Raw genomic sequence first — 25,379 nt, forward strand, 5'->3', positions numbered from 1 at the left:
GCGCCCGCGGGGGGTGACGGGGTTCCGGCGTGCGGCTCCGGCGGCGCGTCCCGCGCCGGGCGCCGGCATCGGCCGACGCCCGGGCCCGCTCAGTCGGTCGTTGCCGGCGCTGCCAGCAGCGCGCCGACATGGGCCACCGCGCAGGCGCGCAACGCGTCCAGATCGTAGCCACCCTCCAGCACCGAGACGATGCGGCCGTGCGCGTGGCGCGCGGCGACCGCGGCCAGCGCCCGGGTCAGCCAGGCGAAGTCGTCGGCGTGCAGCCGCAACTGCGCCAGCGGGTCGCGCCAGTGCGCGTCGAAGCCGGCCGACAACAGCAGCAGCTGCGGCGCGAACGCCTCCAGTGCCGGCAGCAGGCGCTCGCGCCAGGCCGTGCGGAACTCCGCGCCACCGGCGCCAGGCGGCAACGGCGCGTTGACGAGGTTGCCGACTCCGCGCTCGTCCCCGCCGCCGCTGTCCGGGTACAGCGGCCGCTGGTGCGAACTCAGGTACTGCACGCGCGGCTCGCGCTCGAAGATCGCCTGGGTGCCGTTGCCGTGATGGACGTCGAAATCGGCGATCGCCACGCGCGCCAGCCCGTGCCGGTCCAGCGCGTGCGCCGCCGCCACCGCGACGTTGTTGAACAGGCAAAAGCCCATCGCGGTGTCGGCGCTGGCGTGGTGGCCGGGCGGACGCACCGCGCAGAACGCGCGCCGGTCGTCGCCGCCGAGCACGCCGTCGACCGCCGCCACCGCGGCGCCGGCCGCGCGCAACGCGGCTTCGGCGGAGCCAGGCGACAGCAGCGTGTCCGGATCCAGCGCGAGCCGCTGCGTCGGGCGGGTTTCCAGCACCGTGTGCAGCAGTGAGGGCGCGTGCACGCGCAGCAGGGCGCCGCGGCTCGCGCGCGGCGCCTGGCGCCAGTGCAGGGCGTCGCCGAAGGCGTCGCGCAAGGCTTGCGTCACCACGGACAGCCGCTCGGGGCGTTCGACATGCGCGGGCCCGGGATCGTGGCCCAGGCATGCGGCGTGGGTGTAGACCGCGAGTGTCATGGCCGACCGCTGGCGGGGCCGGCAAGCGTCACGTCGCCGGCGTGCGGCACGCCGATCCGATCAGCACGATCCGGAGGGCCGGCAGATGCCGGCGGCCGGTAGGTCTCGCGAGCGCCGGCTAGGCGGACGCGGGCTTGCGGCGCTCGTGCTTCCACAGCACTTCGCCCTGGCCGCTGGCGCGGGCCAGCACGCGCGCCAGCACGAACAGCAGGTCGGACAGGCGGTTGAGGTAGCGACCCGCCTGCGGCCGCACGACCTCGTCGCGGGCCAGGGTAACGACCGCGCGCTCGGCGCGGCGGACGATGGTGCGCGCCAGCTGGCAGCGCGCCGCCGCTTCGCCGCCACCGGGGAGGATGAATTCCTTCAGCGGCGGCAGGTCGGCGTTGTAGCCGTCCAGCGCGCGTTCCAGCGCGTCGACGTCGGCGTCGTGGATCGCGGCATGGCCGGGAATGCACAGCTCCCCGCCCAGGTCGAACAGCTGGTGCTGGATCGTGGTCAGCAGCTCGCGGATGTCCTCGGGAACGGGTGCCGCCAGCAGTACGCCGAGTGCGCAGTTGGCCTCGTCGATGGTGCCGTAGGCGGCGACCCGCGCCGCATCCTTGGCCACCCGGGTGCCGTCGCCCAGGCCGGTGCTGCCGTCGTCGCCGGTGCGGGTGTAGATCTTCGACAGCCGGTTGCCCATGACGGCTGGCCTACACCGTTTGCGTGCGCAGCGCCGGCAGGCGCGCGCGCAGCAGCTCGAAGCCGCCGAACAGCGCCGCCGCGTAGGTCAGGGTGCCCAGCAGCGTCCACTGGAAGAACGGGATGCCGGCGAGGTAGGCGGCGCCGAGCCCGGCCGCGTCCTGCGGATACAGCGGCGAGGCCAGCCAGGCGCCGAAGTTGGTGACCGCGAAGAACAGCACCGAGCCGAGCAGCGAGTAGCCGAGCACCCGCGCGCCCGCGACCTTGCCGCGCAGGCCGAAGCCGAGCACGCTCGACAGGGCGACGCAGGCGTACACCGACCAGAAGCTGAGGCTGCCCAGGTAGCTGGCGTAGTCGGCGCCGTGCAGGGCCCCCAGCACCAGGTCGGACAGCAGCAGCGCCAGCAGCGGCACCAGCAGCGCCCAGCGTCGCGAGGCGAAGTACGCGCCGCCGAACAGCGCGATCGCCTCCACCGGCGAGAAATTCGGCGGATGCGGCAGCAGCCGGGTCAGCGCGGCGGCGACGATCAGGCCGGTCAGCAGCAGCGGGCCGGGGGCGAACAGGGTGGCGGAAGCGGGACGGTTCATCGGATGCACGCGGGTAGTGGAGCCGGAACCGTTAGCATAGCGCACCCCACCTGCGACCTCTCACCGGCAGGCATGAACGCGAGCGCGCAAGCACGGCATGACGTGGCGATCGTCGGCGGCGGCCTGGTCGGCGCCAGCCTGGCGATCGCGCTGGAGCGGATCGGCGTCGATGTCGCCCTGGTCGAGGCGACGCCGGCCGGCACCCTGCCGGCGGTGTTCGACCAGCGCAACCTGAGCTTCGCCGAAGCCACGGTGCAGGCGCTGACCGCGTTGGGAGTGCTGCAGAAACTGCAGGCGCCGGCGGCGCCGGTGCGCCGCATCCACGTCAGCCGCCGCGGCGATTTCGGCCGGGTCCGGCTCGACGCCGCCGATTACGGGCGCGAGGCGTTCGGCCAGGTGGTGGTCGCGCGCGATTTCGGTCTGGCGCTGGAGGCGCGGCTGGCGGAGCTGACCCGCCTCACCCGCTACCGGCCGGCGCGTTGCGTCGGCGTCGATGGTGTCGATGGCCATGCGCGCACGTTGCGGATCCGCGACGAAGTCGGCGAGCGCACGTTGTCGGCGCGGCTGCTGGTCGCCGCCGACGGCGCCCGCAGCGGCGTGCGCGAGGCGCTGGGCATCGCCGCGCAGGAACACGACTACGCGCAGACCCTGTTCGTGGCCCGGGTGCGCAGCGCGCGCGCGCCTGACGGCACCGCCTACGAGCGTTTCGGCGAGGACGGCCCGACCGCGCTGCTGCCGCGCGGCGACGGCCACTACGGCGTGGTCCACGGCGTGGCGCGCGCGGAGGCCGAGGCGGTCGCGGCGCTGGAAGATGGTGCGTTCCTCGCCCGCCTGCAGCGCGCCTTCGGCTGGCGCGTCGGCGCGTTCCTCGCGGTCGGGGCGCGCAGCATGTATCCGGCGGTCCGGGTGTGCGCCGAGCGCCTGGTCGCGCCGCGCGCGGTGCTGGTCGGCAATGCCGCGCAGGCGGTGCATCCGCTCGGCGCGCAGGGGTTCAACCTGGGCCTGCGCGACGCGCTGACGCTGGCGGAGCTGATCGAGGACGGCGCCGACCCCGGCGCCGACGATTTGCTGGCGGCCTACGTGCAGCGCCGGCGCGAGGATCGCGACCGCACGCTGGCGTTCTCCGACGGCCTGGCGCGGCTGACCGCGAACCCGGCGCCGCTGCTGCGGCCGTTGCGCAGCGCCGGACTGCTGGCACTGGACCGCCTGCCTGCATTGCAGGCGCTGCTGGTCGGCGGCGCGATGGGGTATCGCGGCCAGGTGCCGCGCCTGTGCCGCGGGGGGCAGGCATGAGCCGCCGCGGCGGACTCGAAGCCGTGGTGGTCGGCGGCGGCGTGGTCGGCGCGGCCTGCGCGTTGGCGCTGGCGCGGGCCGGGCTGCAGGTCGCGCTGGTGGAAGGCACGCCGCCGGCGCCGTGGCGCCGCGAACAACCCGACCTGCGCGTCTACGCGCTCGCCGCCGACAACGCGGCGCTGCTCGACGGTTTCGGGGTGTGGGACGCGATCCGCGGCGCGCGCGCGCAGCCCTACCGGCGGATGCGGGTGTGGGACGCGGCCGGCGGCGGCGAATTGCGGTTCGACGCCGACGCCTTCGGCCGCCGCGAATTGGGCTGGATCGTCGAGCAGAGCCTGCTGCTGGAGCGTCTGTGGGCGACGTTGCCCGTCGCCGGCGTGCGCGTGCGCTGCCCGGCGCGGGTGGTGGCGCTGGAGCAGGGCGGCGAGGGCGCGGATGCGGCGGGCGTGCGGCTGCAGCTGGACGACGGCAGTTGGCTGCAGGCGCGGATCGCGATCGCCGCCGACGGCGCACAGTCGACCCTGCGCCAGCTGGCGGGCCTGGCGGTGGATCGCCACGACTACAGGCAGCGCGGCGTGGTCGGCTATGTCGCCACCCGGTACCCGCACGAGGACACCGCATGGCAGCGTTTCCTGCCGGGCGGGCCGCTGGCGTTCCTGCCCTGCGCCGACGGCGCCTGCTCGATCGTGTGGAGCCTGCCCGACGCCGAAGCCGGGCGGGTGCTGGCGCTGGACGACGCCGCCTTCGCACGCGAACTCACCCGCGCCTTCGATGCGCGCCTGGGCGCGGTGCGCGCGCTGTCGCCGCGGGCCGCGTTCCCGCTGCGCCGGCAACTGGCGCGCGACTACGTCGCCGGGCGCGTGCTGCTGCTGGGCGATGCCGCGCATGTGGTGCATCCGCTGGCCGGGCAGGGCGTGAACCTGGGCCTGCGCGACGTCGCCGCGCTGCGCGACGGCGTGCTCGCGGCGCAGGCCGCCGGCGCGGACTGGAGCGCGGCGCCGCGGCTGGCGCGCTGGGCGCGCCGGCGCAAGAGCGAGAACGCCCTGGCCGCCTATGCGTTCGACGGCATCAACCGTCTCTACCGCAGCGATGCGGTGGCCGCGACCTTGCTGCGCGGTCCGCTGCTCGGGCTGGCCGGGCGGCTGCCGCCGGTGGCGCAGCAGCTGTGGCGCCGCGCTGCCGGTCTCTGAGCGCGGCGTCGGGCGAACGCGCCAGTCGGCGGCCGGCTACATCCAGCCCTTGAGCTCGTCCTGGCTGAGTCTGCCGTTGTGGTCGTGGTCCACCGCGTTGAATTCGGCGGTCAACGTGGCGTTGCTCCGGGCCTCGCCGCGACTGATGCTGCCGTTGTGGTTGGCGTCCAGCGTGCCGAAATCGATTTCGTAGTCGCCGACGATCGAATTGCCGGGGCTGGAGGTCACGGTCACGTCGGCCTGCGCGGCGGGCATGGCCGGCGGCGGATTTACCGTCGCCTGCGCGGCGGCCTCGGTGGCGGTCTGCGCGTCGCGGGCGGCATCGACGGCCGCCTGGCTCGCTGCCTGCGCGACATCGGCCGACTGCTCGGCGAAATCGGACGCGGCCTTGGTCTGCAGGTGGCCGGTGGCGGCGTCGTCGGCGACCGCGTTGGCGTTGGTGGCGGCGCCGATCGCCGTGCCGGCGGCAGTGCTGGCCTGGACTGCGCTCTGGCCGGCAACGGCGGCGTTGGCTGCGGCGGCGGGATTCTGCGGCTGGGTGGCGCTGAGGTCGGCGGCCGTGCTTGCCGCGGCCTGGGCCTCGGAAGCGGCGGCCGTGGCCTGCTGCGCGTCGTCGCTGGCGGCCTTGGCGTCGAGCTGCGCCTGCTGCTGTTCCTGGGTCTGGGCGAACGCCTGGCCGCCGCAGCCCAGCGCGGCCAGCAAGGCGAGGATGAGTGTCGGGGTTCTGCAGGTCATCGGAGGCGCCTCTGGGTGGGGGAAGCGCCACCCTAGGCAGGGCCGGGTCTATCCCGTGTCAATCCGGTGCCTTCGCGCGGCACGGTTTCCGGTGCGTTCAGTCTCTCCGGATTCCTGCGGGTGCCGCGGCATGCCCGCTGCGCGGCCGGGATCGGTTGCGGCCGCACGGGCCCGCTTCAGTAGAACGTGCCGCCCAGTTCGCCGTAGGCGCGCAGCACGACGCAGGCGGCGTCGCGGTGCAGGTCGCGCACCACCTCGATGCCGCGGCGCTGCAACTCGCCGACCCAGTCCGCGGGCAGCGGGCCTTCGTCGAAGTCGGTCAGTGCCATCACGTCCTCGCTGCGGGCGCCGATCAGCAGCCGGTCGATGCCGGCCCAGAAGGTGGCGCCGTAGCACTGGCAGCACGGCTGCGAGGAGGTGGCGAGGGTGATGCGGCCGCCGTCCTCGTTGAGCCGCGAGCGCTGCAGGCGCTGCTGGGCCAGCATGCAGGCCATGGTCTCGGCGTGCGCCAGCGAGCAGTTCTGCGGCAGCACGCGGTTGACGCCGATCGCGAGCACGCGGTCGGCGGCGTCGAACACCACCGCGCCGAAAGGACCGCCGCTGCGTTCGTCGATGTTGCGTTGCGACAGCTCGACCGCCAGCGCGACCTTGGCCGCGTCGCCGGCGAAGCTGTGCGCCAGGTCGAGGTCGTGGACCCACACCGGCAGGGTCAGGTGCAGTTGCGCCGGCAGCATCAGTGCGGCTCCGGGGCCGGCGGCGCGAGCGGAGCGGCCGCCGGCAGCTCGCTGCAGGTGCCGTCGATGCAGCGGCAGCCGTCGATCTCGCGGAAGCCGCACACCGACAGCGAGCCCGTCCGCGCGCACTGCGCCCGGACCGCGGCCGGATCGGTCGGGCTGTCCTTGTGCACGCAGGCCGGGTACGCGCCGCAGCAGTTGCCGATGTCCTTGACCGTGCAATCGGCGTCGGTGCGGCAGCTGCGGTCGAGCGCGACCGGTTCCGGCAGCGCCCGCGGCGGCAGCGGCCCGCCGGTGCGTACCTGGCGCTTGCGCAGCTGGTCGAGGTCGCGCGCCGCGGCCGGTGCGGTCGTGGCCGGTGCGGTGCTCTGCGGCATGCCTGCGTCTGCGGCTGGCGCTTGCGACTCCGCGGGGCTGGCCGCGGGCTGCGGGCGCGGCGCCACGCAGGCGGCCGTGGCCAGCGCCAGCCATGCGCACGACAGCGCGAGCCGGCGCGCCGCCATCGTCAGCCTTTCTGCGCCCAGGTGTCGCGCAAGGTGACGCTGCGGTTGAATACCGGAGCGTCGACGCGATGGTCGCGGCGGTCGGCGACGAAGTAGCCGAGGCGCTCGAACTGGAACGACTGCTCGGGCGCGGCCTGCGCCGCCGCCGGCTCGACGTAGCCGGTCACGGTGCGGCGCGAATCCGGGTTGAGGTGGTCGCGGTAGGTCTTGCCGCCTTCGTCCGCGTCCGGATCGGGCACGCTGAACAGGCGGTCGTACAGGCGGATCTCCGCCGGCACGGCATGTTTCGCGCTGACCCAGTGGATGGTGCCCTTGACCTTGCGGTTGGCGCCTTCCATGCCCGGGCGCGAGTCCGGGTCGAGCGTGCAATGCAGCTCGACCACGTTGCCGGCGGCGTCCTTGACCGCCTCGTCGCAGCGCACGATGCCGGCGCCGCGCAGGCGCACGTCGCCGCCCACGGTCAGGCGCTTGAAGCCCTTGGGCGGCACCTCCGCGAAGTCCTCGCGCTCGATCCACAGCTCGCGCGAGAACGGCAGGCTGCGCTCGCCGAAGGACGCGTCCTTGGGATGATTGGGGAAGGTCAGGGCTTCCTCGTGGTCCGGGCCGAGGTTGGTGAGCACCAGCTTCAGCGGCTCGACCACGGCCATGCGCCGCGGCGCGGCGGCGTCGAGGTCGTCGCGCAGCGCGCCTTCCAGGATCGAGATGTCGAGCAGCGAGTTCTGCTTGCTGATGCCGACCCGGTCGACCATCAGCCGCAGCGCGGACGGCGTGTAGCCGCGGCGGCGGATGCCCTGCAGGGTCGGCATGCGCGGGTCGTCCCAGCCGTCGACCAGGCCGTCCTCCACCAGCGCCAGCAGCTTGCGCTTGCTCATCACCAGATAGTTGAAGTTGAGCCGCGAGAACTCGATCTGGCGCGGCTTGCCGGCCTCCAGCGGGAAGCCGCGGTCCAGCAGCGGCTGCAGCAATTCCGGATGACCCGCGAGGTCCACCTTGTCCACGCACCAGTCGTACAGCGGCCGCCGATCCTCGAACTCAAGCGTGCACAGCGAGTGGGTGATGCCCTCGATCGCGTCCGACAGCGAGTGCGCGTAGTCGTACATCGGATAGATCGGCCAGGCGTTGCCGGTGTTCTGGTGTTCGACGTGCTTGATCCGGTAGATCGCCGGGTCGCGCAGGGCGATGTTGCCCGAGGCCATGTCGATCTTCGCGCGCAGGGTGCGGCAGCCGTCGGCGAACTCGCCGGCGCGCATGCGCCGGAACAGGTCCAGGTTTTCCTCGACGCTGCGGTCGCGCCAGGGCGAATTGCGCCCCGGTTCGGTCAGGGTGCCGCGATATTCGCGCACTTCATCGGCGCTGAGGTCGCAGACGAAGGCGTCGCCCTGGCGGATCAGTTTCTCGGCGCCGCGGTAGAAGACGTCGAAATAGTCCGACGCATGGCGCAGGCTGGCCCATTCGAAACCGAGCCAGCGCACGTCCTCCTGGATCGCGGCGACGTACTCGGGGTCTTCCTTCGCCGGGTTGGTGTCGTCGAAGCGCAGGTTGCAGCGGCCGCCGAACTCGGCGGCGATGCCGAAGTCCAGGCAGATCGCCTTGGCGTGGCCGATGTGCAGGTAGCCGTTGGGCTCGGGCGGGAAGCGGGTGCGGATCGCGGCGTGCTTGCCGCTGGCGAGGTCGTCGCGGACGATCTGGCGGATGAAATCCTGGCGGATGGCCTCTTGCCGCCCCGCAGGAGCGCCGGCGGGCGCCGGAGTAGAGTGGTCGGCAGCGGCGGAGGCGGGGGGCTGGGACACGGGGCGAGGATCGAGGGAAGCAGGGTGCAGTGTAGCCGAGGGCCTGGCGACGGGCTCCGGCCCGAGCATTGGCATGGAAGTTGCTAAATGTTGGCTAATGGATTAGGGAGTTGATGCATGCGAGTCGTGTACGAGCCCGCCAACCTGATCGACGCGCACCTGGTGCGGCATGCGCTCGAAGACGCCGGGATCCCGGCGTTCGTGCGCGGCGAGGCCTTGCTCGGCGGAGTCGGGCAACTGCCGGCCTGCGGCCTGCTCGCCGTCTGCGTGGCCGACACCTGCTGGCCGCAGGCGCGGGCGCTGGTCGAAGCGTTGCCGCTGTGCGCCGGCGAGCCCGTGCGCCCCGAGGTGTGCCCCGACGGCCTGCAACCGGCCTGATGGCGGTGTCGCGCGATCGCCTCCTGCGGGACGGGATCTTCGCCGCCGGGCTGGCGTTGCTGCTCGGTCTGTTCGCGGCCGGCGTGGTCGGGATGGCCTGGGGCGACGGCGACCAGGGGTCGATCCGGGTCGAGGCGCTGGGTGCGGGCGCGGGCGCAGCGCAGAACGATGTCCTGCTGCTGCCGGGCGGGGCGACGCGCGAGGCGGTGGCGCGCCTGCACCTGCAGTTGCCGCCGCCGGATGCGAACCGCTCGCGCTGGGTCGTCTGGCTCGGTCGCGACCCGGTGGATGCCGTCCGGCTGCAACGGCCCGCGGCCGGCGGGGTCGCGTGGCGCAGTCCCGATTACGACTTCTTCCGTCCCGGCGACACCCGGTCGCGGTTGCCGGCGGGTTTCGCCTTCCCGCTGCCGGGCGACTGGCAAGGCCCGATCGTGCTGGAACTGCACGCCCGCGGCGCGGTGCGCAGCGCCCTGCATCCGCGCCTGTTGCGCGAGTCCGATGCGGTCGGGCTGGCGTCCATGGCGGTCGCGCTGAATGCCGCCGCCTATGCCGGCTTGTTCATGCTGGCGCTGATCGTGCTGGTGCTGTACGCGGTGACGCGGGAGCGCTCGTTCGTCGCCGCCTTCGTCTGCGCCGGGGCCGGCTTGCTGTTCCTGGTGGCGCGCAACGGCCATCTGTTCCAGCTGCCGGTGTTCGACCTGCTCGCCGGCTGGCGCAGCCAGGCGATCTGGGCGCTGCTGCTGCTGTTCGCGGCCAGCCTGGTGCAGTTGCTGCTGCGCTACGCCAGCCTGCGCGGGGGCAGCGCACCGCTGGCGCGCCTGTTCGAAGGCTATGCCTACGCGCTGGTGGCGCTGGCGGCGCTGTGCCTGCTCGACTTGCCGCCGCTGCGGCCGTGGATGCAGCCGCTGGCGCTGCTGGTCGTGGCCGGCACCGGCATCGGCGGGGTGGTGATCCTGGGCGACGCGGTGCGCCGGCGCCTGGCGCTGTCCGGGTGGATCCTGGTGCTGGCGCTGCTGACGCTGGGCGCCGTGGCCGCCAACGAGGCCATGGCGCGCGGCTGGCTGGCGGACCTGCTGTGGACGCGCTACGGCTACCAGGTGGGGACGGTCGCGACCCTGGCGCTGCTGTCGCTAAGCCTGTTCAGCCGGATCGGCGAATATCGCGACCAGCGCGACCGCGACCATCTGGCGCGGGTCGACAGCGAACGCCGCATGGCCCGCGAAGCCGCGCGCAACGCCCTCACCCTGGCGCTGCGCACGCGCCTGCGCGACCAGGCCGTGGCCGACATCGAATGGACCGCGGCGCGGCTGCTGCTCGAACACCTGTTGCCGCAGGTGCCGACGACGACCGCGGCGGTGGTCGCCCACGACTACCACGACCAGCACCTGCTGATGGTGGAGCCCGCGCAGCGCAAGCAGGCGCTGGCCGACGACATCGCCGCGCGCAGCCTGCCGCTCAAGCGCCTCGCCGCCCAGGGCGTGCCGCTGCAGCAGCCGCTGGCGCAGGCCGCGGGCGCCGCCACCGAGGCGCTGGTGCCGCTGCCGGTCCGCGCTCCGGGCTGGGGCCTGTTGCTGCTGCAGCGCGCCGGCGAGGAGGGCTTCAGCACCGAGGAGCTGGCGCTGGCCGGCGAGTTCGCGCGGCTGGCGACCCTGCATGTGGACGAGACGCTGGCGGCCGAGCAGTTGCGGCGCTCGGCCGAGCTGGATGCGCTGACCGGCGCCTTCAACCGCCGCAGCATCGACCAGTGGCTGGCGCGCGCGTTCCTGGATGCCAGCCGCCGGCAGCAGGCGCTGTCGCTGCTGTTCATCGACATCGACCGGTTCAAGTCGGTCAACGACCGCCTCGGCCACGCCGGTGGCGACCACTGCCTGCGCGCGGTCGCCGCGGCGCTGCGTGGCGCGCTGGAGGACGGCGACCTGCTGGGCCGCTACGGCGGCGAGGAATTCGTGGCCTTGCTGCCCGGTCGCGCCGGCGCCGATGCGCGCGAGATGGGCGAGCGCCTGCGCGCGGCGGTGGAGCGCAGCGAGATCGAGTACGAGGGCCGTGCGGAAAAAGTGACGGTCAGCATCGGCGTGGCCACCCGGCTGGAGCGCGAGAGCACCCCGGCGGCGGCGATCGAGCGCGCCGACAAGGCGCTGTACGCGGCCAAGCGCGGCGGCCGCAACTGCGTGCACGTCGCGCCGGCGATGTTTACCTGAGGCTGCGGCCCGGGGTCGCGGCGCCGCCGCGGCCGGCGCTTGCTGCGCCTGCCGTCGCACGGCGACGCGGCCGTGTCCGGCGAGCGGGGCGCCCGCACCCGCGCACGGCGGCTCGCGACGCGACCCTTCATTGCCGGCTGATCGTGCAGACGTAGACCAGCTCGCAGGCGCCGGCACCGGTGTCCTCGCGGCTGAGCGAGCTGCGCCAGCGCCAGCCGTCGGGCGCCTCGGCCTGGACCAGCCAGCCGTCGATGCGCACGCGCTCGCCGGCGCGGACCGCGCGCAGCGCGGCCGCGGCCGCCGCGCCGGCCGGAATCAGGTGCATGTTGGCGCTGGAGCGGGCGATCTCGCGCGGCGGCAACGGCGGCGCGCCGCTCCATCGGTAGTGGTACCAGCGCCCGGACTGGGTCACGTCCAGCCGCTGCGCCAGGCCGTCGGCGGCCATCGCCCCCCAGCCCAGCGCCAGGTCGGTCGGCGACAGCTCCGCCTCGCGGCCGCGGCGGTAATCCTTGCGCGACAGCACCCGCGCCTCGACGCTGAAACCGGCCAGCGGCTGCAGTTGCGCGACCGCCAGCCGGAACGGCTGCAGCGCGGCCGGAACCGCGCTCTGCAATGGCGGCTGGCCGCCGGTCACCCGCGGCGGCGGCGGGCAGTGCGGGTCGGCGCCGGGCGCCAGGGCCGCGACCGTCGGCGCGCGCGGCGACAGCGGCGAGTACCACCAGCCGATCGCGGCCGCGACCAGCGCGATCGACCACCAGGAACGCAAGTGCATGCGCGAGCGTCGTGCGGAACCGCGCGCAGTATGCCGCCGCGCGCCGCGCGCGCCCAGCGGTCAGTCGAAGTCGGCGAGCAGGGCGCCGCGCAGCGGCTCGCCGACCGTCGCGCGCAGCGGCATGCGCGGGTCGTCGATCCCGAACGCCAGCGCGGCGCCGCCGCGCAGGGCGGCGATCGCGGCGTCGGCGAATTCGAAGCGCAGGAAGTGCACCGCCGAGGTCTTGGCGTCGGTGCTGCGGTCCAGGTCCTCGTCGGCCCGCACCGGAATCGGGTCGAAGCCGTCGACTTGCGCGAACAGGCGGTGCTCGATTCCGCCGAGGCCGGCCAGCGCGCGCCGGCGCTCGGCCTCGTCGGCGTATTCCAGCAGCAAGGTCGCCTTGAGGTTGCGGCCGTCGGGGATCAGCGGGTTGTAGGCCGCGAGCTCCTCCTCGATGCCGGCGGCCTCGAAGATGCGTTCCACCCGCAGCATCTCCTGCACCTGGTATTGCACCGTCAGCCGGTCCTCGAACAGCAGCGTCGCGTGCGTACCCAGGGACAGGGTGCGGGCGCGCTTATGGGCGATGGCGCGGGCGCGGAATTCGCCGCGCTGCGCGGCGTAGCGTTCCAGTGACAGCAGGTCGTCGCGGCTGAGCTTGTGCATGCCTGGGGTCGTCCGGGTCAGATGCCGTAGGCGCGCCGCAGCAGCGACAGCGGGTGGTCGGGGGCGGTGCCGTCGACCAGGCCGTGGGCGATGTGCGCGGCCGCCATCGGGCAGTCGCTGGCGAAGTGCGCGGCGCCGGCCTGGGCGACGCGGGTTTCCACCGGCTTGGCGATCTTGCGCGCGCGCTCGTAGGTGGCCTTCTTGACGCCGTAGGTGCCGTCGTGGCCGGAACAGCGTTCGATCGCGGCGACCGTGGTCCCGGGGATCAGTTCGAGGATCTGCCTGGTGCGCGGGCCGATGTTCTGCACCCGCTGGTGGCAGGGCGCGTGCAGCGCGACGGTGCCCAGCGGCTGCGCGAAGTCGGTCTTCAGCAGGCCGGCGCGATGCCGATGCATCAGGTAGTCGAACGGATCGAAGAATGCGCGCTTGACCCGTTGCACGTCGGCATCGTCCGGGAACATCAGCGGCAATTCCTGCTTGAACATCAGCACGCACGAGGGGATCGGCGCGATCAGGTCCCAGCCGTCCTCGACCGCTGCCAGCAGCAGCGGCAGGTTGCGCTGCTTGTAGCGGGCCACGGTGTCGAGGTCGCCCAGCTCCAGCCGCGGCATGCCGCAGCACTGCTCGCGCTGCACCAGCTTGACCGCGATGCCGTTGTGGCGCAGCACCGCGGCCAGGTCCTCGACCATCTGCGGGCGGTTGTGGTTGCCGTAGCAGGTGCTGAAGATCGCGACCTTGCCGCTGGTCGGCCCGGCGGCGATCGCCGCTTGCCCGCTGTCGTCCTCGCGCAGCCGGCGCTTGGCGGTGTCGGCGTGGTACTCGGGCACCTGCGCGTCGCGGTGCACGCCGAGCGCACCTTCCATCGCCTTGCGCAGCGCCGGCTGGCGGTTGCCCCAGTTGACCGCCTCCACCACCACCGGAATCGAGGCCAGCTTGCCGACCGTGGTGGTGCTGGCCAGCACCTTCGCTCCCAGCGGCGCGCCGTGCTCGCGGAAATGCACCGCCTTGGCCCGCAGCATCAGGTGCGGGAAATCCACGTTCCACGGGTGCGGCGGCACGTACGGACACTTGGTCTGGTAGCACAGGTCGCACAGGTAGCACTGCTCGACGACCTTGCCGTAGTCGGCCTTGGCGACGCCGTCGACTTCCATCGTCGCCGACTCGTCGATCAGGTCGAACAGGGTCGGGAACGCGTGGCACAGGCTGACGCAGCGGCGGCAGCCGTGGCAGATTGCGAACACGCGCTCAAGCTCGGCATCCAGCCCGGCCTGGTCCCAGAAGGCGTCGCGGGTCCAGTCCAGCGGGTGCCGGGTCGGTGCCTCGAGGTTGCCTTCGCGCGGCGTGGCGCGGTCCTGGTCGCCGGCTTCGTTCATCGCTCCACCCCCGGGCACGGTTGCGGGAGCGCCGCGCCGCCGTCGTGACACGGCGGCGCAGCGTCGGCAGGGCGCGATGCGGGGCGCATCGCGGCGGCGCTCAGGCCAGTTCGCCCAGCGCCTTGGTGAAGCGGTTGGCGTGCGAGCGCTCGGCCTTGGCCAGGGTCTCGAACCAGTCGGCGATCTCGTCGAAGCCTTCCTCGCGCGCGGTCCTGGCCATGCCCGGGTACATGTCGGTGTACTCGTGGGTCTCGCCGGCGATCGCGGACTTGAGGTTGTCGCCGGTCGGGCCGAACGGCAGGCCGGTGGCCGGATCGCCGGTCTGTTCCAGGTATTCCAGGTGGCCGTGGGCGTGGCCGGTCTCGCCTTCGGCGGTGGAGCGGAACACCGCGGCGACGTCGTTGTAGCCCTCCACGTCGGCCTTGGCGGCGAAGTAGAGATAGCGACGGTTGGCCTGCGACTCGCCGGCGAAGGCGGCCTTCAGGTTCTCTTCGGTGCGGGTGCCTTTCAGGGACATGGCGTCACCTCATGGGTTGCGGGACGAGGCCCGGACCAGACCGGGACCCGTCGAGCGTAGCGCCGCGCCGGTCAAAGATGAAATCGATTGTCGCGATGGTTCCGATAGCGTCGCTGAATGCCGGATCAGCGGTGGTACTCGCCCGCGGCTTCGGGCTGGTAGCGCACTTCCAGGACCCGCAGGCGGATCGTGCGCCCGCCCGGCACCGGCCATTCGATCGTCTGGTCGACGCGCAGGCCGAGCAGGGCGCTGCCGACCGGCGCCAGGATCGAGACCCGGTCGCTGCCGCCGGTGGCGTCGCGCGGGTAGACCAGGGTGAGCTCGCGCTCCTCGCCGCTGGCCTCGTCGCGGAAGCGCGCGGTCGAATTCATGGTGATGACGTCGCCGGGCATGTCCTTGGGTTCGCGCAGTTCCGCGCGCGCCAGCTCCTCGCGCAGGCGGTCGAGACCGGCGTCGTGCGCCTGCTCGAGCAGGGCTTCGATGCGCTCGCAGTCCAGGCGCGAGACAATCAGCGGGGGCGCGGGGTTGTTTCCGTTCTCGGGGGACATCGGTGCTCTCCAAAGCAACGCGGGCGGAGCGTCGCGCGCCCCGCCCGCAAGTCAGCGAATCGGCGACAACGTTAGCCCGCGCGGGCCGCGCGATCAACCGCGGGGCGGCTGCGGGCGGCGTTGCCGGCCAAATCCGGGGGCGGGGCGAACAGGTCCCCCGGCAGGTCGCGGAACACCTGCGCCAGCTGCCGCAGGAATCCGCCCATCGCCGAGCTCTTGCGCCAGACCAGCGCGATCCGCCGGCTCGGGGTGGAATCGCGGAAGGTCAGCAGGCGGATGTCGCGGGACTGCGCCACCGGCGGCTTGACCGCCAGCGTCGGCAGCAGGGTGACGCCGACCTCGGCCGCGACCATCTGCCGCAGGGTCTCCAGGCTGGTGGCCTGGAACCCGGATTTCTCGCTGGCCCCGGCCAGGTGGCAGACATCCAGCGCCTGGTCGCGCAGGCAATGCCCGTCCTCCAGCAGCAGCAGGCGCTGGTCGGCCAGCTCGCGCAGGGTCAGCGTGTCCTGCCCGGCCAGCGCATGGCCCTGCGGCACCGCCAGCACGAACGGCTCCTCGAACAGGAACTCGGCATGCAGCTGGTCGTCGTGCAGCGGCAGCGCCAGCAGCCCGGCGTCGAGCTTGCCCGCATGCAGCCGGGCCAGGATTTCCGGACTCTTTTCTTCCACCAGCAGCAGTTCCAGACGCGGGAAGCGCGCGCGGATCCGCGGCACCGCGTGCGGCAGCAGGTAGGGCCCCAGCGTCGGGAACAGCCCCAGGCGGATGCTGCCGGCCTCCGGGTCCTGGGTGCGGCGCGCGGCTTCCTTCAACTGTTCGACGGCATCGACGATGTGCCGCGCGCGCGCGGCGATCTCGCGCCCGGCCGACGTCAGCATCACCTTGCGTGGCGCACGCTCCACCAGGACCACCCCGAGCTCGTCCTCGAGCTTGCGGATCTGGGTCGAGAGCGTCGGCTGGCTGACGAAGCAGGCCGCGGCGGCGCGGCCGAAATGCCGGTGTTCGGCGAGGGCGACGAGGTAGTGGAGGTCGCGCAGATTCATTTCGATAGCTTATCACTATCGCAAGGATCAAAACAATTGGCTTGATGGATTGCGAACCTGCCCCGACAATAGCGCCATCGACGCGATCGTCCCGATCCGGTTCGACCTTCCACCCCCCCTGCCATCCAAGGAGACCCCCATGCTCACCATTGGCGACAAGTTCCCCGCGTTCAAGCTCAAGGCCACCGTCTCGACCGACCTGGATACCGCTTTCGTCGACATCGACAACGCCAGCTATCCGGGCAAGTGGACCTGCGTGTTCTTCTACCCCAAGGACTTCACCTTCGTCTGCCCGACCGAGATCAAGGGCTTCGCCGACGTCAACCAGCAGTTCCTGGACCGCGACTGCCAGATCCTGGCCGGCAGCACCGACAGCGAGTTCGTGCACCTGGCCTGGCGCAAGGACCACAAGGACCTGCACGAGCTGCCGTTCCCGATGCTGGCCGACATCAGGAAGGACCTGGTCTCGGCGCTGGGCATCCTCACCGACGAGGGCGTGGCCCAGCGCGCGACCTTCCTGGTCGACCCGGAAGGCGTGATCCGCTTCGTCTACGTGACCGACGGTTCGGTCGGCCGCAACCCGGCCGAGGTGCTGCGGGTGCTCGATGCGCTGCAGACCGACGAGCTGTGCCCGTGCAACTGGAAGCAGGGCGACGCGGTGCTCAAGGTGGCCTGACGCCCGCTCCACGCAGGTATCCGGCTGCGGCCGCTGCCTGCACCCTTTCCGCGCGACACGCCGTCCCCCCGGCGCTCCCTCCCCGGTCGCGCGGGTGCGAAGGCGGCTACGGCCGCCTTCGTTTTATTCCCGGCAAGTCCGCCCGGATCCGGCGCCGCCCGCGGCAATCGTCGCGGAACCGGGCGCGGATCCCGCCGCGACTTGCCCATCACCCAGGAGTCCGACATGAATCTTTCCGAATTGCGCAATGCGCTCCCCGATTACGCCAAGGACCTCAAGCTCAACCTCGACGCGGTGCTGAGCGAAGCCGGCGCCGCCGGCCTCGACGCCCGGCAGCTGCGCGTGATCGCGCTGGCCACCGCGATCGCCGCCCGGCACGCGCCGCTGGTGGCGGCGCTCGAGGGCTTCGCCGCCGAGCAGCTCTCGCCCGAGGAGCTGAACGGCGCCCGCGCCGCGGCCGCGATCATGGCGATGAACAACGTCTACTACCGTGCCACCCACCTGATCCACAACGACGAGTACGCCAAGCTGCGCACCGGCCTGCGCATGAACGTCATCGCCAACCCCGGCGTGGACAAGATCACCTTCGAGCTGGCCTGCCTGGCGGTGTCGGCGATCAACGGCTGCGGCGCCTGCATGGACTCGCACGAGCGCGTGGTCCGCGAGCACGGCATCGGCGCGCAGGGCGTGCAGAGCGCGCTCAAGATCGCCGCGGTGGTGCATGCGGTGGCGGTGACCCTGGAACAGACGCGGGCGCAGTCGCAGGCGTAAGCGGGACAGCGCGCGCCGGCAATGCCCGCGGCCGCAGCGTGCGGCCGCGGGCATTGCCCCGGGGCCGGACGCCGCCGGCGTTCGCGCTCAAGGCCGAGCCTGGATGCGGGCTTCCGGGCTCGGTGCCGCGTCGGCCGCGTGCGCATGCGGTTCGCGCAGCAGCATGCCGCGTGCGACGCGCTCCTCGTCGGGCGGCAGCGGCGCCAGCCATTCGATCTGGCCGGCGACCAGCGCCGCCAGCGCGAGGCCGTCGCGGTACAGCACCCGCGCGCCCGCCAGGCGCGGCACCTTGCTGCCCGGGAGCACGGTGCCGACCAGGTTGAGCGGGTCGGACGCCGACAGCACCAGCAGCTCGCCGTCCGGCGCCTGCCTGCGTACCCGGCGCAGCGCGGCGACCGCCTCGGGCAGGGCGAACTGCTCGCCGGAGAGGCCGGCGACGAAACGTCCGCCGCGGATCTCGCCGCGCGCTTCCAGCCGGTGATAGACGCGCAGCAGCTCGCGCCACGGCGGCAGCCAGGCCGCCTCGCGCTCGAGCAACCGCCAGCCGACCACGCCGTAGCGGCGCAACAGGGTGCGGGCGATGTGCTCGATCGCCTCAGGGTCGGGGCGCGTCGCCGGCTGGGGGACGCCCCCGGTGCGGGCATCCGGTCGCGCCCGCTGCGGCCGCGGATCCGCAGACGGCCCGCTGTCGCCGGAGAGCGCGGAAAAGGCGGGCGTCAGCGTCCAGCGCCCGGCGTCCTCGATCCCGGACAGCGCCGCGCGGCGGCCGCGGCGATGGAACGCCGACGGCCGCCGGGAGGGCGGCAGCAGCAGCGCACGCAATCCCGCGAAACTGTCGCAGTGCACGCGGCCGCGTGCGACCAGTTCGGCCAGCGCGTCCTCCAGTTCGGCGTGCAGCAGGTGCGTGCCGGTGGCCAGTTCGTCGAAGAACGAGGCGCCGTGCGCGCGCAGGTGGTCGGCGACTTTCTGCGCGCGGCTGGACAGCGCCGGCGGCTCCGCGCGCTCGCCGGCGGTCGCGCGCGTCCACAGCGCCAGCTGCCGCCGCGGCAGCAGCGCGACCGGGGTCGTGCGCACCGGTGCGTTGCAGCCGCTGCCGCCGTCGGCGGTCGCGGGACTGCCGCGCAGGCGCGTCCAGGCGATGCGGCCGGCGGTGCACAGCTCGTCCAGCCACGGCAGCGAATAGTCCGACACCCGCGCCGGCAGCAGTTCGCTTTCCCACGCGCCGGCCGGCGCCTCGAACCCTTCCAGCTGCGCCAGCACCCCGGCCAGCGCTTCCGGACCGCTGACGCGGGTTGCGCGCGTCACCCGCTGCCAGTCGAACAGGAAGCGCATGAACTCGTGCGCCGCGACCGGCTGGATCTCCTGGCGCAGGCGGCCGAGGGTGGCGCGGTGGATCCGCGCCAGTAGGCTGCGCTCGCACCATTCCTCCGCGCCGCCACCGCTGAAGCGGCCGCGCATCGCATAGCCTTCGCCCTCCAGCTGCGCCAGCGCCAGGTCGACGTCCAGCTGCGGCAGCGCCAGCGTCTCGGCCAGGGCGCCGGCCGCCACCGGACCGAGGCCGCCCAGGCGCGCGCGCAGCAGTTCCACCAGTGCGGCTTCGCGGCTCCAGGATTGCTGCGCGAATTCGGCCGGCGCCGCGATCGCCGGCGTCGACCGCGCCTGCGGGTACAGCGCCTGCGCCTGCGGCAGGCGCTCGGCGGCGAACCACAGGCTGGCGCCGACGTCGATGCGGGTGGCGCGGTGATCGGCGGCCAGCGCCTGCAGCAGCTGCGCCCAGCCGGGCCGGGCGAGCGCCTCGCGCGCGCTGACGCAGCCCAGGCCCATCAGCGCGTCGTGCATCTCGTCGGCAGTGCGCGCCTGCGGCCAGGCTTGTGCGCGCACCTGCGCGATCGCGTCGGGATCGAGCCGGCCGAGGTCGCCGGCGCTGCCGGCATCGGCGTAGCGCCGGCTCATCACCGCCTGGGTGCGTCGTTCTTCCAGCGGCGCGTCGTCGAGGAAGGCGTAAGGACGCGCATTGAGTGCCTCGGCGGCGAACGGCGAGGGCGCGGTCAGGTCGCAGGCGACGACCTCGACCGCGCCGGTCTCGATCCGGCGCAGCAGCGCCAGCCAGCCGTCGCTGTCCATCGCCTCGTGCAGGCAGTCGTCCAGCGTCTGCGCGACCAGCGGGTGCTCGGGGATCTCGCGCTCGCCGACGATGTTCTCCAGGCACGCGACCTGGTCGGGGAACACCGTCGCCAGCAGGTCCTCGGATTTCATCCGCTGCAACTGCGGCGCGACCTTGCGGCCGCCGACGAAGCGCGGCAGCGCCAGCGCGGTGGTCGCGTTCCAGCGCCAGCGCACGCCGAACAGCGGCGCGTCCAGCAGCGCCTGCACCAGGATGTGCTCGGCGCTGGCCGCATGCAGGTAGCCGGCGACCTCGATCAGCGGGAACGAATGGCTGGTCGACAGCGACAGCACGATCGCGTTCTCGGTCGCCGCCGCCTGCAGCTCGAAGTTGAACTTGCGGCAGAAGCGCTTGCGCAGCGCCAGCCCCCAGGCGCGGTTGAGGCGGCTGCCGTAAGGCGTGTGAATCACCAGCTGGGTGCCGCCGGATTCGTCGAAAAAGCGCTCCAGCACGATCCGCCGCTGCGTCGGCAGGACGCCGGTTTCGGCCAGCTGGCGCGCGCAGTAGTCGACCAGCTGGCGCGCCGCGGCAGCGTCCAGGCCGAGCGTGCCGAGCAGCCAGGCCAGGGCCGCGTCCTCGCCCTGCGGCAGCCGCGCGGCGATTTCCTCGCGCAGCCGCGACACCCCCAGCGACAGCTCGTCGCTGCGGCCGGGCGCCTCGCCCAGCCAGAAGGGGATGTTCGGCGGCTGGCCCTGCGCGTCCTCCACCCGCACCCGGCCGGTCTCGATCCGCAGGATCCGGTAGCTGGCATTGCCGAGCTGGAACACGTCGCCGGCCAGCGACTCGACCGCGAAATCCTCGTTGACGCTGCCGATCGCGATCGACTGCGGCTCCAGCAGCACGGCGTAGTCGCCGGTGTCGGGGATGGTGCCGCCGGACATCACCGCGGTCATGCGCCCGCCGGCGCGGCCGCGCAGGCGTCCGTGCACGGCGTCGCGGTGCAGGTAGCTGCCGCGCGGGCCGCGGCGGGTGGCGTAGCCGTCGGCCAGCATCCGCACCACCGCGTCGAAGTCGGCGCGGGCCAGGTCGCGGTACGGCCAGGCGCGGCGCAGCCAGTCGTACAGCGCGTCCTCGCTCCATTCCGTGGACGCGACTTCGGCCACGATCTGCTGCGCCAGCACGTCCAGCGGCGCGCGCGGAATGGTCAGCGCATCGAGCTCGCCGCGGCGCACGCAATCCAGCAGCGCCGCGCATTCGACCAGGTCGTCGCGCGAGGACGGGAACAGCCGCCCTTTCGGCACGCCGCCGACGCTGTGCCCGGAGCGGCCCACGCGCTGCAGGAACGCGGCGATCGAGCGCGGCGAGCCGAGCTGGCAGACCAGGTCGACCTCGCCGATGTCGATGCCCAGCTCCAGCGAGGCGGTGGCCACCAGCACCCGCAGGGTGCCGGCCTTGAGCCGCTGTTCGGCGTCCAGCCGCAGCTCCTTGGCCAGGCTGCCGTGGTGCGCGGCGACGTGTTCCTTCCCCAGGCGCTCGCCCAGGTGCCGCGCGGCGCGTTCGGCCATGCGCCGGGTGTTGACGAACACCAGCGTGGTGCGGTGCGCGGCGACCAGTTCGGCCAGGCGCGCATAGACCAGCTCCCACTGCTCGTTGGACATCACCGCCTGCAGCGGCACCGGCGGCAGTTCCAGCGCCAGGTCGCGGGCGCGGTCGTAGCCGATATCCACGATCGCGCAGTCGGCCATCGATGCGCCGGAATCCGCGTCGTTGCCGGAACGATTCCCGCATGGCGCCGACTCCCCCTCTCCCACTTGTGGGAGAGGGATGGGGTGAGGGTCCATCAGGCCGCGACGCACCAGGTTGCCCGCGCCCACCAGGAACCGCGCCACCTCGTCGATCGGTTTCTGCGTCGCCGACAGGCCGATCCGCGTCAGCCGCGTGCCGCACAGCGCTTCCAGCCGTTCCAGCGACAACGCCAGGTGGCTGCCGCGCTTGCTCGCGGCGACCGCGTGGATCTCGTCGACGATCACCGTGCGCACGCTGCCCAGCATCGCCCGGCCCGAGTCCGAGCCCAGCAGCACGTACAGCGATTCGGGCGTGGTGACCAGGATGTGCGGTGGCGTGCGGCGCAATGCGGCGCGCTCGGCCTGCGGCGTGTCGCCGGTGCGCACCGCGGTGCGGATCTCGACATCGGGCAGACCCAGCCGCGCCAGTTCCGCGCGGATGCCGGCCAGCGGCGCCTCCAGGTTGAGGTGGATGTCGTTGGACAGCGCCTTCAGCGGCGAGACGTACAGCACCCGGGTGGCGTCGGCCAGGCCCTGCGCCAAGCCCTCGCGCACCAGCGCGTCGATCGCCGCCAGGAACGCGGTCAGGGTCTTGCCGGAGCCGGTCGGCGCCGCGACCAGGGTGTGGCGGCCGGAGCGGATCGCCGGCCAGGCCTGCGCCTGGGCCCGGGTCGGGCCGCCCGGGAAGGCGCGCGCGAACCATGCCGCCACGGCGGGGTGGAAGTCCTCGAGCGGCGGCGCGGGCGACGGCATCGCCGGATTATCGTGCCGCCCGCCAGGGGCAGGATGAATGCCGAAGGCGAGCCGGAGCTGCGGGGTCATCGCCGGACGATGGCGGACCGGTGTCGCAGGATTTGCGACCGGCGGCCGTGCCGTGGCCGCCGCCGCGTTCACTCCACGCGTTCACTTCATCCTTACGGGTCCTCACGATCCTGTCGTCCTTCCCCGCCGCTGGAGTCCCGCCATGACCACCGCCCTCGACAAACCCCTGCGTCGCGAGATCCTGATCGAGGACCGCGCCTACACCCTCACCATCGATCCCAACGGCCTGAAGCTGGTGGAGAAAGGCCGCCGCAACGGCGTCGAACTGGTCTGGGAGGAACTGCTCAGCGGCGACGCCGCGCGGGCGAGCGCGCAGCAGGCGTCGATGGCCGGCGGCTGACGCGCTCCGGGGCGCGCCTGCGCGGCGCGTCGCCTTGCCTGCACGGCGTTGCGACCGCCGTCGCGCGCCGCATCCGCAATCCGTGGCCCGGTACTTTTGTCAGGGTCGGCGGACCGCTGCGCCGCGCTAGTCTCCCCGGATACCCAGGGAGACGATCCGATGATCCTGCCGCGCCGCTGTTTGCTCACCACCGCCCTGCTGGCCGCCACCGGGCTGGCCACGGCCGCCGAGGCCACCGTTCCCACCGGCCCGCTGCCGCGCACCGTGGTGCCCAGCGAGGTCGCGCTGCAGCTGACGATCGACCCCGCGCAGCCGCGGTTTTCCGGCCATGTCGAGCTCAGCGTCGATGTCGCCAGCGCCACCGACACCATCTGGATGCACGGCAAGGGCCTGAACATCACCCGCGCCGTGTACATGCCGCGCAACGGCCGCAACCAGGTGCTGACGGCGCAGGAAGTCGATGTTTCCGGCGTGCTCAAGCTGACCGCGCCGCTGGCCATCGCCCCCGGCCAGGGCGTGATCGCGATCGACTACGACGCGCCGTTCGGCGAGCTGCAGGGCGCCTACCGGGTCAAGCCCGACGGCCGCGACTACGTCGTCACCCAGATGGAGCCGCTGGGCGCGCGCACCGCGTTCCCGGGCTTCGACGAGCCCAGCTTCAAGCAGCCCTGGCGCATGACCCTGATCGTGCCCGACGCCGCCGTCGCCGTGGCCAACGCGCCGGAGGTGGCGAGCACCGATCTCGACGGGCCGATGAAGCGGGTCGAGTTCGCCCGGACCCAGGCGCTGCCCAGCTATTTGATCGCCTTCGCGGTCGGCCCGTGGGACGTGGCCGCCGGCCCGGACATCGCCGCCAACGGCGAGCGCAGCACCCCGATCAAGCTGCGCGGCATCGCCGCCAGCGGCCAGGGCGAGCGGATGCGGTATTCGCTGGCCAACACTCCGGCGATTGTGACCGCGCTGGAGGACTACTTCGGCATCCCGTACCCGTTCGCCAAGCTCGACAACCTGGCCGCGCCCGACTTCTGGGCCGGGGCGATGGAGAACGCCGGCCTGATCGTGTACCGCGACAGCCTGATGTTCCCCGACGAGACCTCCGCCGTCGGCCGCCGCCAGGCGTTCTGGGGCGTCAGCGCGCACGAGCTCGCGCACCAGTGGTTCGGCGACCTGGTCACGATGAAGTGGTGGGACGACCTGTGGCTGAACGAAGGCTTCGCCACCTGGATGGGCAACAAGATCCACGGCCAGCTGCAGCCCGACGCGCACACCGACCGCGGCCTGCTGGAGGGCGCGCTCGGCGCGATGGGCGCCGACAGCCTCGCCAGCACCCGCCGCATCCACGAGCCGATCAAGGACTTCACCGACATCCAGTCCGCGTTCGATGGCATCACCTACCAGAAGGGCGGCGCCACGCTGAACATGTTCGAGCAGTACATCGGCGCCGAACCGTTCCGCACCGGCATCCGCAACTACCTGCAGGCGCACGCGCGCGGCAACGCCACCAGCGCCGACCTGATCGAGGCCGTGGCCGCGCAGAGCGATGCGCCCGAAGCGGTGGCCAAGGCGTTCTTCAGCTTCATCGACCAGCCGGGCGTGCCGTTCGTCCGCGTCGACCTGGACTGCAGCGGCGCCACGCCGGCGCTGCTGCTGGAGCAGCAGCGCTACCTGCCGCTGGGGTCGACCGCCAGCGGCGCGGGCCTGTGGGGCATTCCGCTGACCGTGCGCTATGCGGACGGCGCCACCGTGCGCACGCAGAAGCTGCTGTTCGACGGCAAGCAGGGCCGGATGGAACTGTCCGCGGCCACCAGCTGCCCGAGCTGGGTGATGCCCAACGCGCACGGCACCGGCTACTACCGCTTCGCGCTGGCGCCGCAGCTGCAGTCGGCGCTGTCGGACGCGTTCGCGCAGCTGGACGAGCGCGAGCAGCGGGTCTACGCCGACTCGGTCACCGCCGCCTACGGCGCCGGCCGCCTGACTCCGTCGCAACTGCTGGCCGCGCTGCCGCAGTTCGCCTCCGCGTCGGTGCGGCAGACGGTCACTGCCGGCATGTACGGCACCGAGTGGATGGCCGAATACCTGCTGGCCGACGACGCCGCGCGCGACGCGTTCCACGCGCAGGTCGCGGACATCTACCGCGCCCGCCTGCAGCAGCTGGGCATGACGCCCAAGGCCGGCGAGCCGGACGACGATGCCCTGCTGCGCAGCAGCCTGGTCGGGTTCTTCGCCGAAACCCTGAAGGACCAGGCGGTGCGCGCGCAGATGGACCGCGCCGGTCGCGCGGTGCTCGGCCTGGGCGGCGACGGCGCGCTGCATGCGGACGCGGTCGCGCAGGACCTGCGCGGCACCGCGCTGGCGGTGGCGGTGCAGAGCGGCGGCAAGGCCGCGTTCGACGCCGCGGAAAAGCACTTCCGCGCCAGCCAGGACGCGGTGCTGCGCAGCCAGCTGCTGGGCGCGATGGGCAGCACCAGGGATGCGGCGCTGAACGAGCGCGTGCGCGCGCTGGTGTTCGAGCCCGGGCTGTTGCGCCGCAACGAGATCTTCCCCGCGGTCGGCGGCCAGACCGGCGACCGGGCCACCCGTCCGGCGTTGCGCGCCTGGACCGACACCCATTTCAAGGAGATCGAAGCCAAGCTTGCCCCGGCCGGGGCCGCGGTGGTCCAGCTGTACGCCGCCGGCATGTGCAGCGAGGCCGAGGCGAGCACGCTGCAGGACAAGTTCGCCGCACGCATGCAGGACGTCGAAGGCGGCCCGCGTCAGCTCAGGCAAACCGTCGAGGCCATCCGCATGTGCGCCGCGCAGGTGCAGGCGCGCAAGGGTCAGCCGCTGAAGTTCCCGATGCACTGACCGCCGCCGCGGGCGTGCGCCAGTCGCCG

General features: G+C 73.0%; 22 protein-coding genes. 8 read left to right on the forward strand and 14 right to left on the reverse strand.

Features of this window, described 5'->3' with window-relative positions; translation table 11 throughout:
• Positions 1–89 precede the first annotated feature (89 nt).
• From D0Y53_RS09850 to D0Y53_RS09860, 3 genes are all read right to left on the reverse strand, one after another.
• Entirely contained in the window at positions 90–1,028 is a 939-nt protein-coding gene (locus D0Y53_RS09850; RefSeq protein WP_117203054.1) for a histone deacetylase family protein, read from the reverse strand.
• Between the two features lie 118 nt (positions 1,029–1,146).
• Positions 1,147–1,710 (reverse strand): cob(I)yrinic acid a,c-diamide adenosyltransferase, encoded by a 564-nt coding sequence (locus D0Y53_RS09855; RefSeq protein WP_117203055.1) that lies wholly within the window; start codon positions 1,708–1,710, stop codon positions 1,147–1,149.
• Between the two features lie 10 nt (positions 1,711–1,720).
• A complete protein-coding gene (locus D0Y53_RS09860; RefSeq protein WP_117203056.1) occupies positions 1,721–2,296 on the reverse strand; it encodes a DUF6580 family putative transport protein in 576 nt (191 codons plus the stop codon).
• Positions 2,297–2,368: 72 nt separating this feature from the next.
• Here D0Y53_RS09860 and ubiH point away from each other — a divergent pair, with 72 nt between their 5' ends.
• Together ubiH and D0Y53_RS09870 are read left to right on the forward strand one after the other, a co-directional pair.
• Positions 2,369–3,589, forward strand: coding sequence for a 2-octaprenyl-6-methoxyphenyl hydroxylase (ubiH, locus tag D0Y53_RS09865; RefSeq protein ID WP_117203057.1), 1,221 nt, complete (start codon positions 2,369–2,371; stop codon positions 3,587–3,589).
• On the forward strand, positions 3,586–4,779 hold the full coding sequence (locus tag D0Y53_RS09870; protein WP_117203058.1) for a UbiH/UbiF family hydroxylase: 1,194 nt from the start codon (positions 3,586–3,588) through the stop codon (positions 4,777–4,779). The genes ubiH and D0Y53_RS09870 overlap by 4 nt, the downstream gene beginning before the upstream one ends.
• 36 nt (positions 4,780–4,815) lie before the next feature.
• Here D0Y53_RS09870 and D0Y53_RS13115 read toward each other — a convergent pair whose 3' ends face one another.
• The 4 genes from D0Y53_RS13115 to D0Y53_RS09890 all read right to left on the reverse strand — a co-directional run bounded on the left by D0Y53_RS13115 (position 4,816) and on the right by D0Y53_RS09890 (position 8,541).
• Positions 4,816–5,514 (reverse strand): EF-hand domain-containing protein, encoded by a 699-nt coding sequence (locus D0Y53_RS13115; protein ID WP_233511741.1) that lies wholly within the window; start codon positions 5,512–5,514, stop codon positions 4,816–4,818.
• A gap of 176 nt (positions 5,515–5,690) precedes the next feature.
• Entirely contained in the window at positions 5,691–6,248 is a 558-nt protein-coding gene (locus D0Y53_RS09880; protein WP_117203059.1) for a nucleoside deaminase, read from the reverse strand.
• Positions 6,248–6,625, reverse strand: coding sequence for a hypothetical protein (locus D0Y53_RS09885; protein WP_147319052.1), 378 nt, complete (start codon positions 6,623–6,625; stop codon positions 6,248–6,250). The genes D0Y53_RS09880 and D0Y53_RS09885 overlap by 1 nt, the downstream gene beginning before the upstream one ends.
• A gap of 128 nt (positions 6,626–6,753) precedes the next feature.
• Positions 6,754–8,541 (reverse strand): glutamine--tRNA ligase/YqeY domain fusion protein, encoded by a 1,788-nt coding sequence (locus tag D0Y53_RS09890; RefSeq protein ID WP_386724889.1) that lies wholly within the window; start codon positions 8,539–8,541, stop codon positions 6,754–6,756.
• A gap of 117 nt (positions 8,542–8,658) precedes the next feature.
• On the opposite strand from D0Y53_RS09890, the gene D0Y53_RS09895 reads away from it, so the two are divergent.
• Positions 8,659–8,919: a putative signal transducing protein gene (locus tag D0Y53_RS09895; RefSeq protein WP_117203062.1), complete on the forward strand. Its 261-nt coding sequence runs from the start codon at positions 8,659–8,661 to the stop codon at positions 8,917–8,919.
• Positions 8,919–11,117 carry a GGDEF domain-containing protein gene (locus tag D0Y53_RS09900; protein WP_117203063.1) on the forward strand — a complete coding sequence of 733 codons (2,199 nt, stop codon included), beginning with the start codon at positions 8,919–8,921 and terminating at the stop codon, positions 11,115–11,117. The genes D0Y53_RS09895 and D0Y53_RS09900 overlap by 1 nt, the downstream gene beginning before the upstream one ends.
• A gap of 127 nt (positions 11,118–11,244) precedes the next feature.
• On the opposite strand, the gene D0Y53_RS09905 is transcribed toward D0Y53_RS09900, so the two are convergent.
• The 6 genes from D0Y53_RS09905 to oxyR all read right to left on the reverse strand — a co-directional run bounded on the left by D0Y53_RS09905 (position 11,245) and on the right by oxyR (position 16,009).
• The gene (locus tag D0Y53_RS09905) at positions 11,245–11,889 is read right to left on the reverse strand and encodes a hypothetical protein (protein ID WP_117203064.1); all 645 of its coding nucleotides are present in this window, start codon (positions 11,887–11,889) and stop codon (positions 11,245–11,247) included.
• Positions 11,890–11,949: 60 nt separating this feature from the next.
• Positions 11,950–12,531 (reverse strand): DUF3501 family protein, encoded by a 582-nt coding sequence (locus D0Y53_RS09910; RefSeq protein ID WP_117203065.1) that lies wholly within the window; start codon positions 12,529–12,531, stop codon positions 11,950–11,952.
• Positions 12,532–12,548: 17 nt separating this feature from the next.
• On the reverse strand, positions 12,549–13,904 hold the full coding sequence (locus tag D0Y53_RS09915; protein WP_117203066.1) for a heterodisulfide reductase-related iron-sulfur binding cluster: 1,356 nt from the start codon (positions 13,902–13,904) through the stop codon (positions 12,549–12,551).
• 100 nt (positions 13,905–14,004) lie between these two features.
• On the reverse strand, positions 14,005–14,421 hold the full coding sequence (locus tag D0Y53_RS09920; protein ID WP_117203067.1) for a rubrerythrin family protein: 417 nt from the start codon (positions 14,419–14,421) through the stop codon (positions 14,005–14,007).
• A gap of 125 nt (positions 14,422–14,546) precedes the next feature.
• Positions 14,547–14,969, reverse strand: coding sequence for a nucleoside diphosphate kinase regulator (rnk, locus tag D0Y53_RS09925; protein ID WP_117203068.1), 423 nt, complete (start codon positions 14,967–14,969; stop codon positions 14,547–14,549).
• A 71-nt stretch (positions 14,970–15,040) separates the two neighbouring features.
• A complete protein-coding gene (gene oxyR / locus D0Y53_RS09930) occupies positions 15,041–16,009 on the reverse strand; it encodes a DNA-binding transcriptional regulator OxyR (protein ID WP_117203069.1) in 969 nt (322 codons plus the stop codon).
• 139 nt (positions 16,010–16,148) lie between these two features.
• Here oxyR and D0Y53_RS09935 point away from each other — a divergent pair, with 139 nt between their 5' ends.
• On the forward strand, positions 16,149–16,685 hold the full coding sequence (locus tag D0Y53_RS09935; protein ID WP_117203070.1) for a peroxiredoxin: 537 nt from the start codon (positions 16,149–16,151) through the stop codon (positions 16,683–16,685).
• Positions 16,686–16,910: 225 nt separating this feature from the next.
• Positions 16,911–17,456, forward strand: coding sequence for an alkylhydroperoxidase, AhpD family (gene ahpD / locus D0Y53_RS09940; protein ID WP_117203071.1), 546 nt, complete (start codon positions 16,911–16,913; stop codon positions 17,454–17,456).
• An 87-nt stretch (positions 17,457–17,543) separates the two neighbouring features.
• Here the strand turns inward: ahpD and D0Y53_RS09945 are convergent, their stop codons facing one another.
• Complete coding sequence (locus tag D0Y53_RS09945; protein WP_199492040.1) at positions 17,544–22,097, reverse strand: DEAD/DEAH box helicase; 4,554 nt, start codon at positions 22,095–22,097, stop codon at positions 17,544–17,546.
• Between the two features lie 211 nt (positions 22,098–22,308).
• Between D0Y53_RS09945 and D0Y53_RS09950 the strand changes: the two genes are divergently transcribed.
• Both D0Y53_RS09950 and D0Y53_RS09955 read left to right on the forward strand, forming a co-directional pair.
• A complete protein-coding gene (locus tag D0Y53_RS09950) occupies positions 22,309–22,506 on the forward strand; it encodes a hypothetical protein (protein ID WP_117203073.1) in 198 nt (65 codons plus the stop codon).
• Between the two features lie 159 nt (positions 22,507–22,665).
• On the forward strand, positions 22,666–25,350 hold the full coding sequence (locus D0Y53_RS09955; RefSeq protein WP_117203074.1) for a M1 family metallopeptidase: 2,685 nt from the start codon (positions 22,666–22,668) through the stop codon (positions 25,348–25,350).
• Positions 25,351–25,379: the final 29 nt, after the last annotated feature.

The organism is Cognatiluteimonas weifangensis, from assembly GCF_003416885.1.
GTDB lineage: Bacteria > Pseudomonadota > Gammaproteobacteria > Xanthomonadales > Xanthomonadaceae > Cognatiluteimonas > Cognatiluteimonas weifangensis.

Excerpts from the sequence above, each read along its gene's own strand:
- D0Y53_RS09850 (WP_117203054.1), bottom strand. The coding sequence starts at position 1,028 with ATGACACTCGCGGTCTACACCCACGCCGCATGCCTGGGCCACGATCCC.
- D0Y53_RS09855 (WP_117203055.1), bottom strand. The coding sequence starts at position 1,710 with ATGGGCAACCGGCTGTCGAAGATCTACACCCGCACCGGCGACGACGGC.
- D0Y53_RS09860 (WP_117203056.1), bottom strand. The coding sequence starts at position 2,296 with ATGAACCGTCCCGCTTCCGCCACCCTGTTCGCCCCCGGCCCGCTGCTG.
- ubiH (WP_117203057.1), top strand. The coding sequence starts at position 2,369 with ATGAACGCGAGCGCGCAAGCACGGCATGACGTGGCGATCGTCGGCGGC.
- D0Y53_RS09870 (WP_117203058.1), top strand. The coding sequence starts at position 3,586 with ATGAGCCGCCGCGGCGGACTCGAAGCCGTGGTGGTCGGCGGCGGCGTG.
- D0Y53_RS13115 (WP_233511741.1), bottom strand. The coding sequence starts at position 5,514 with ATGACCTGCAGAACCCCGACACTCATCCTCGCCTTGCTGGCCGCGCTG.
- D0Y53_RS09880 (WP_117203059.1), bottom strand. The coding sequence starts at position 6,248 with ATGCTGCCGGCGCAACTGCACCTGACCCTGCCGGTGTGGGTCCACGAC.
- D0Y53_RS09885 (WP_147319052.1), bottom strand. The coding sequence starts at position 6,625 with ATGCCGCAGAGCACCGCACCGGCCACGACCGCACCGGCCGCGGCGCGC.
- D0Y53_RS09895 (WP_117203062.1), top strand. The coding sequence starts at position 8,659 with ATGCGAGTCGTGTACGAGCCCGCCAACCTGATCGACGCGCACCTGGTG.
- D0Y53_RS09900 (WP_117203063.1), top strand. The coding sequence starts at position 8,919 with ATGGCGGTGTCGCGCGATCGCCTCCTGCGGGACGGGATCTTCGCCGCC.
- D0Y53_RS09905 (WP_117203064.1), bottom strand. The coding sequence starts at position 11,889 with ATGCACTTGCGTTCCTGGTGGTCGATCGCGCTGGTCGCGGCCGCGATC.
- D0Y53_RS09910 (WP_117203065.1), bottom strand. The coding sequence starts at position 12,531 with ATGCACAAGCTCAGCCGCGACGACCTGCTGTCACTGGAACGCTACGCC.
- D0Y53_RS09915 (WP_117203066.1), bottom strand. The coding sequence starts at position 13,904 with ATGAACGAAGCCGGCGACCAGGACCGCGCCACGCCGCGCGAAGGCAAC.
- D0Y53_RS09920 (WP_117203067.1), bottom strand. The coding sequence starts at position 14,421 with ATGTCCCTGAAAGGCACCCGCACCGAAGAGAACCTGAAGGCCGCCTTC.
- rnk (WP_117203068.1), bottom strand. The coding sequence starts at position 14,969 with ATGTCCCCCGAGAACGGAAACAACCCCGCGCCCCCGCTGATTGTCTCG.
- oxyR (WP_117203069.1), bottom strand. The coding sequence starts at position 16,009 with ATGAATCTGCGCGACCTCCACTACCTCGTCGCCCTCGCCGAACACCGG.
- D0Y53_RS09935 (WP_117203070.1), top strand. The coding sequence starts at position 16,149 with ATGCTCACCATTGGCGACAAGTTCCCCGCGTTCAAGCTCAAGGCCACC.
- ahpD (WP_117203071.1), top strand. The coding sequence starts at position 16,911 with ATGAATCTTTCCGAATTGCGCAATGCGCTCCCCGATTACGCCAAGGAC.
- D0Y53_RS09945 (WP_199492040.1), bottom strand. The coding sequence starts at position 22,097 with ATGCCGTCGCCCGCGCCGCCGCTCGAGGACTTCCACCCCGCCGTGGCG.
- D0Y53_RS09950 (WP_117203073.1), top strand. The coding sequence starts at position 22,309 with ATGACCACCGCCCTCGACAAACCCCTGCGTCGCGAGATCCTGATCGAG.
- D0Y53_RS09955 (WP_117203074.1), top strand. The coding sequence starts at position 22,666 with ATGATCCTGCCGCGCCGCTGTTTGCTCACCACCGCCCTGCTGGCCGCC.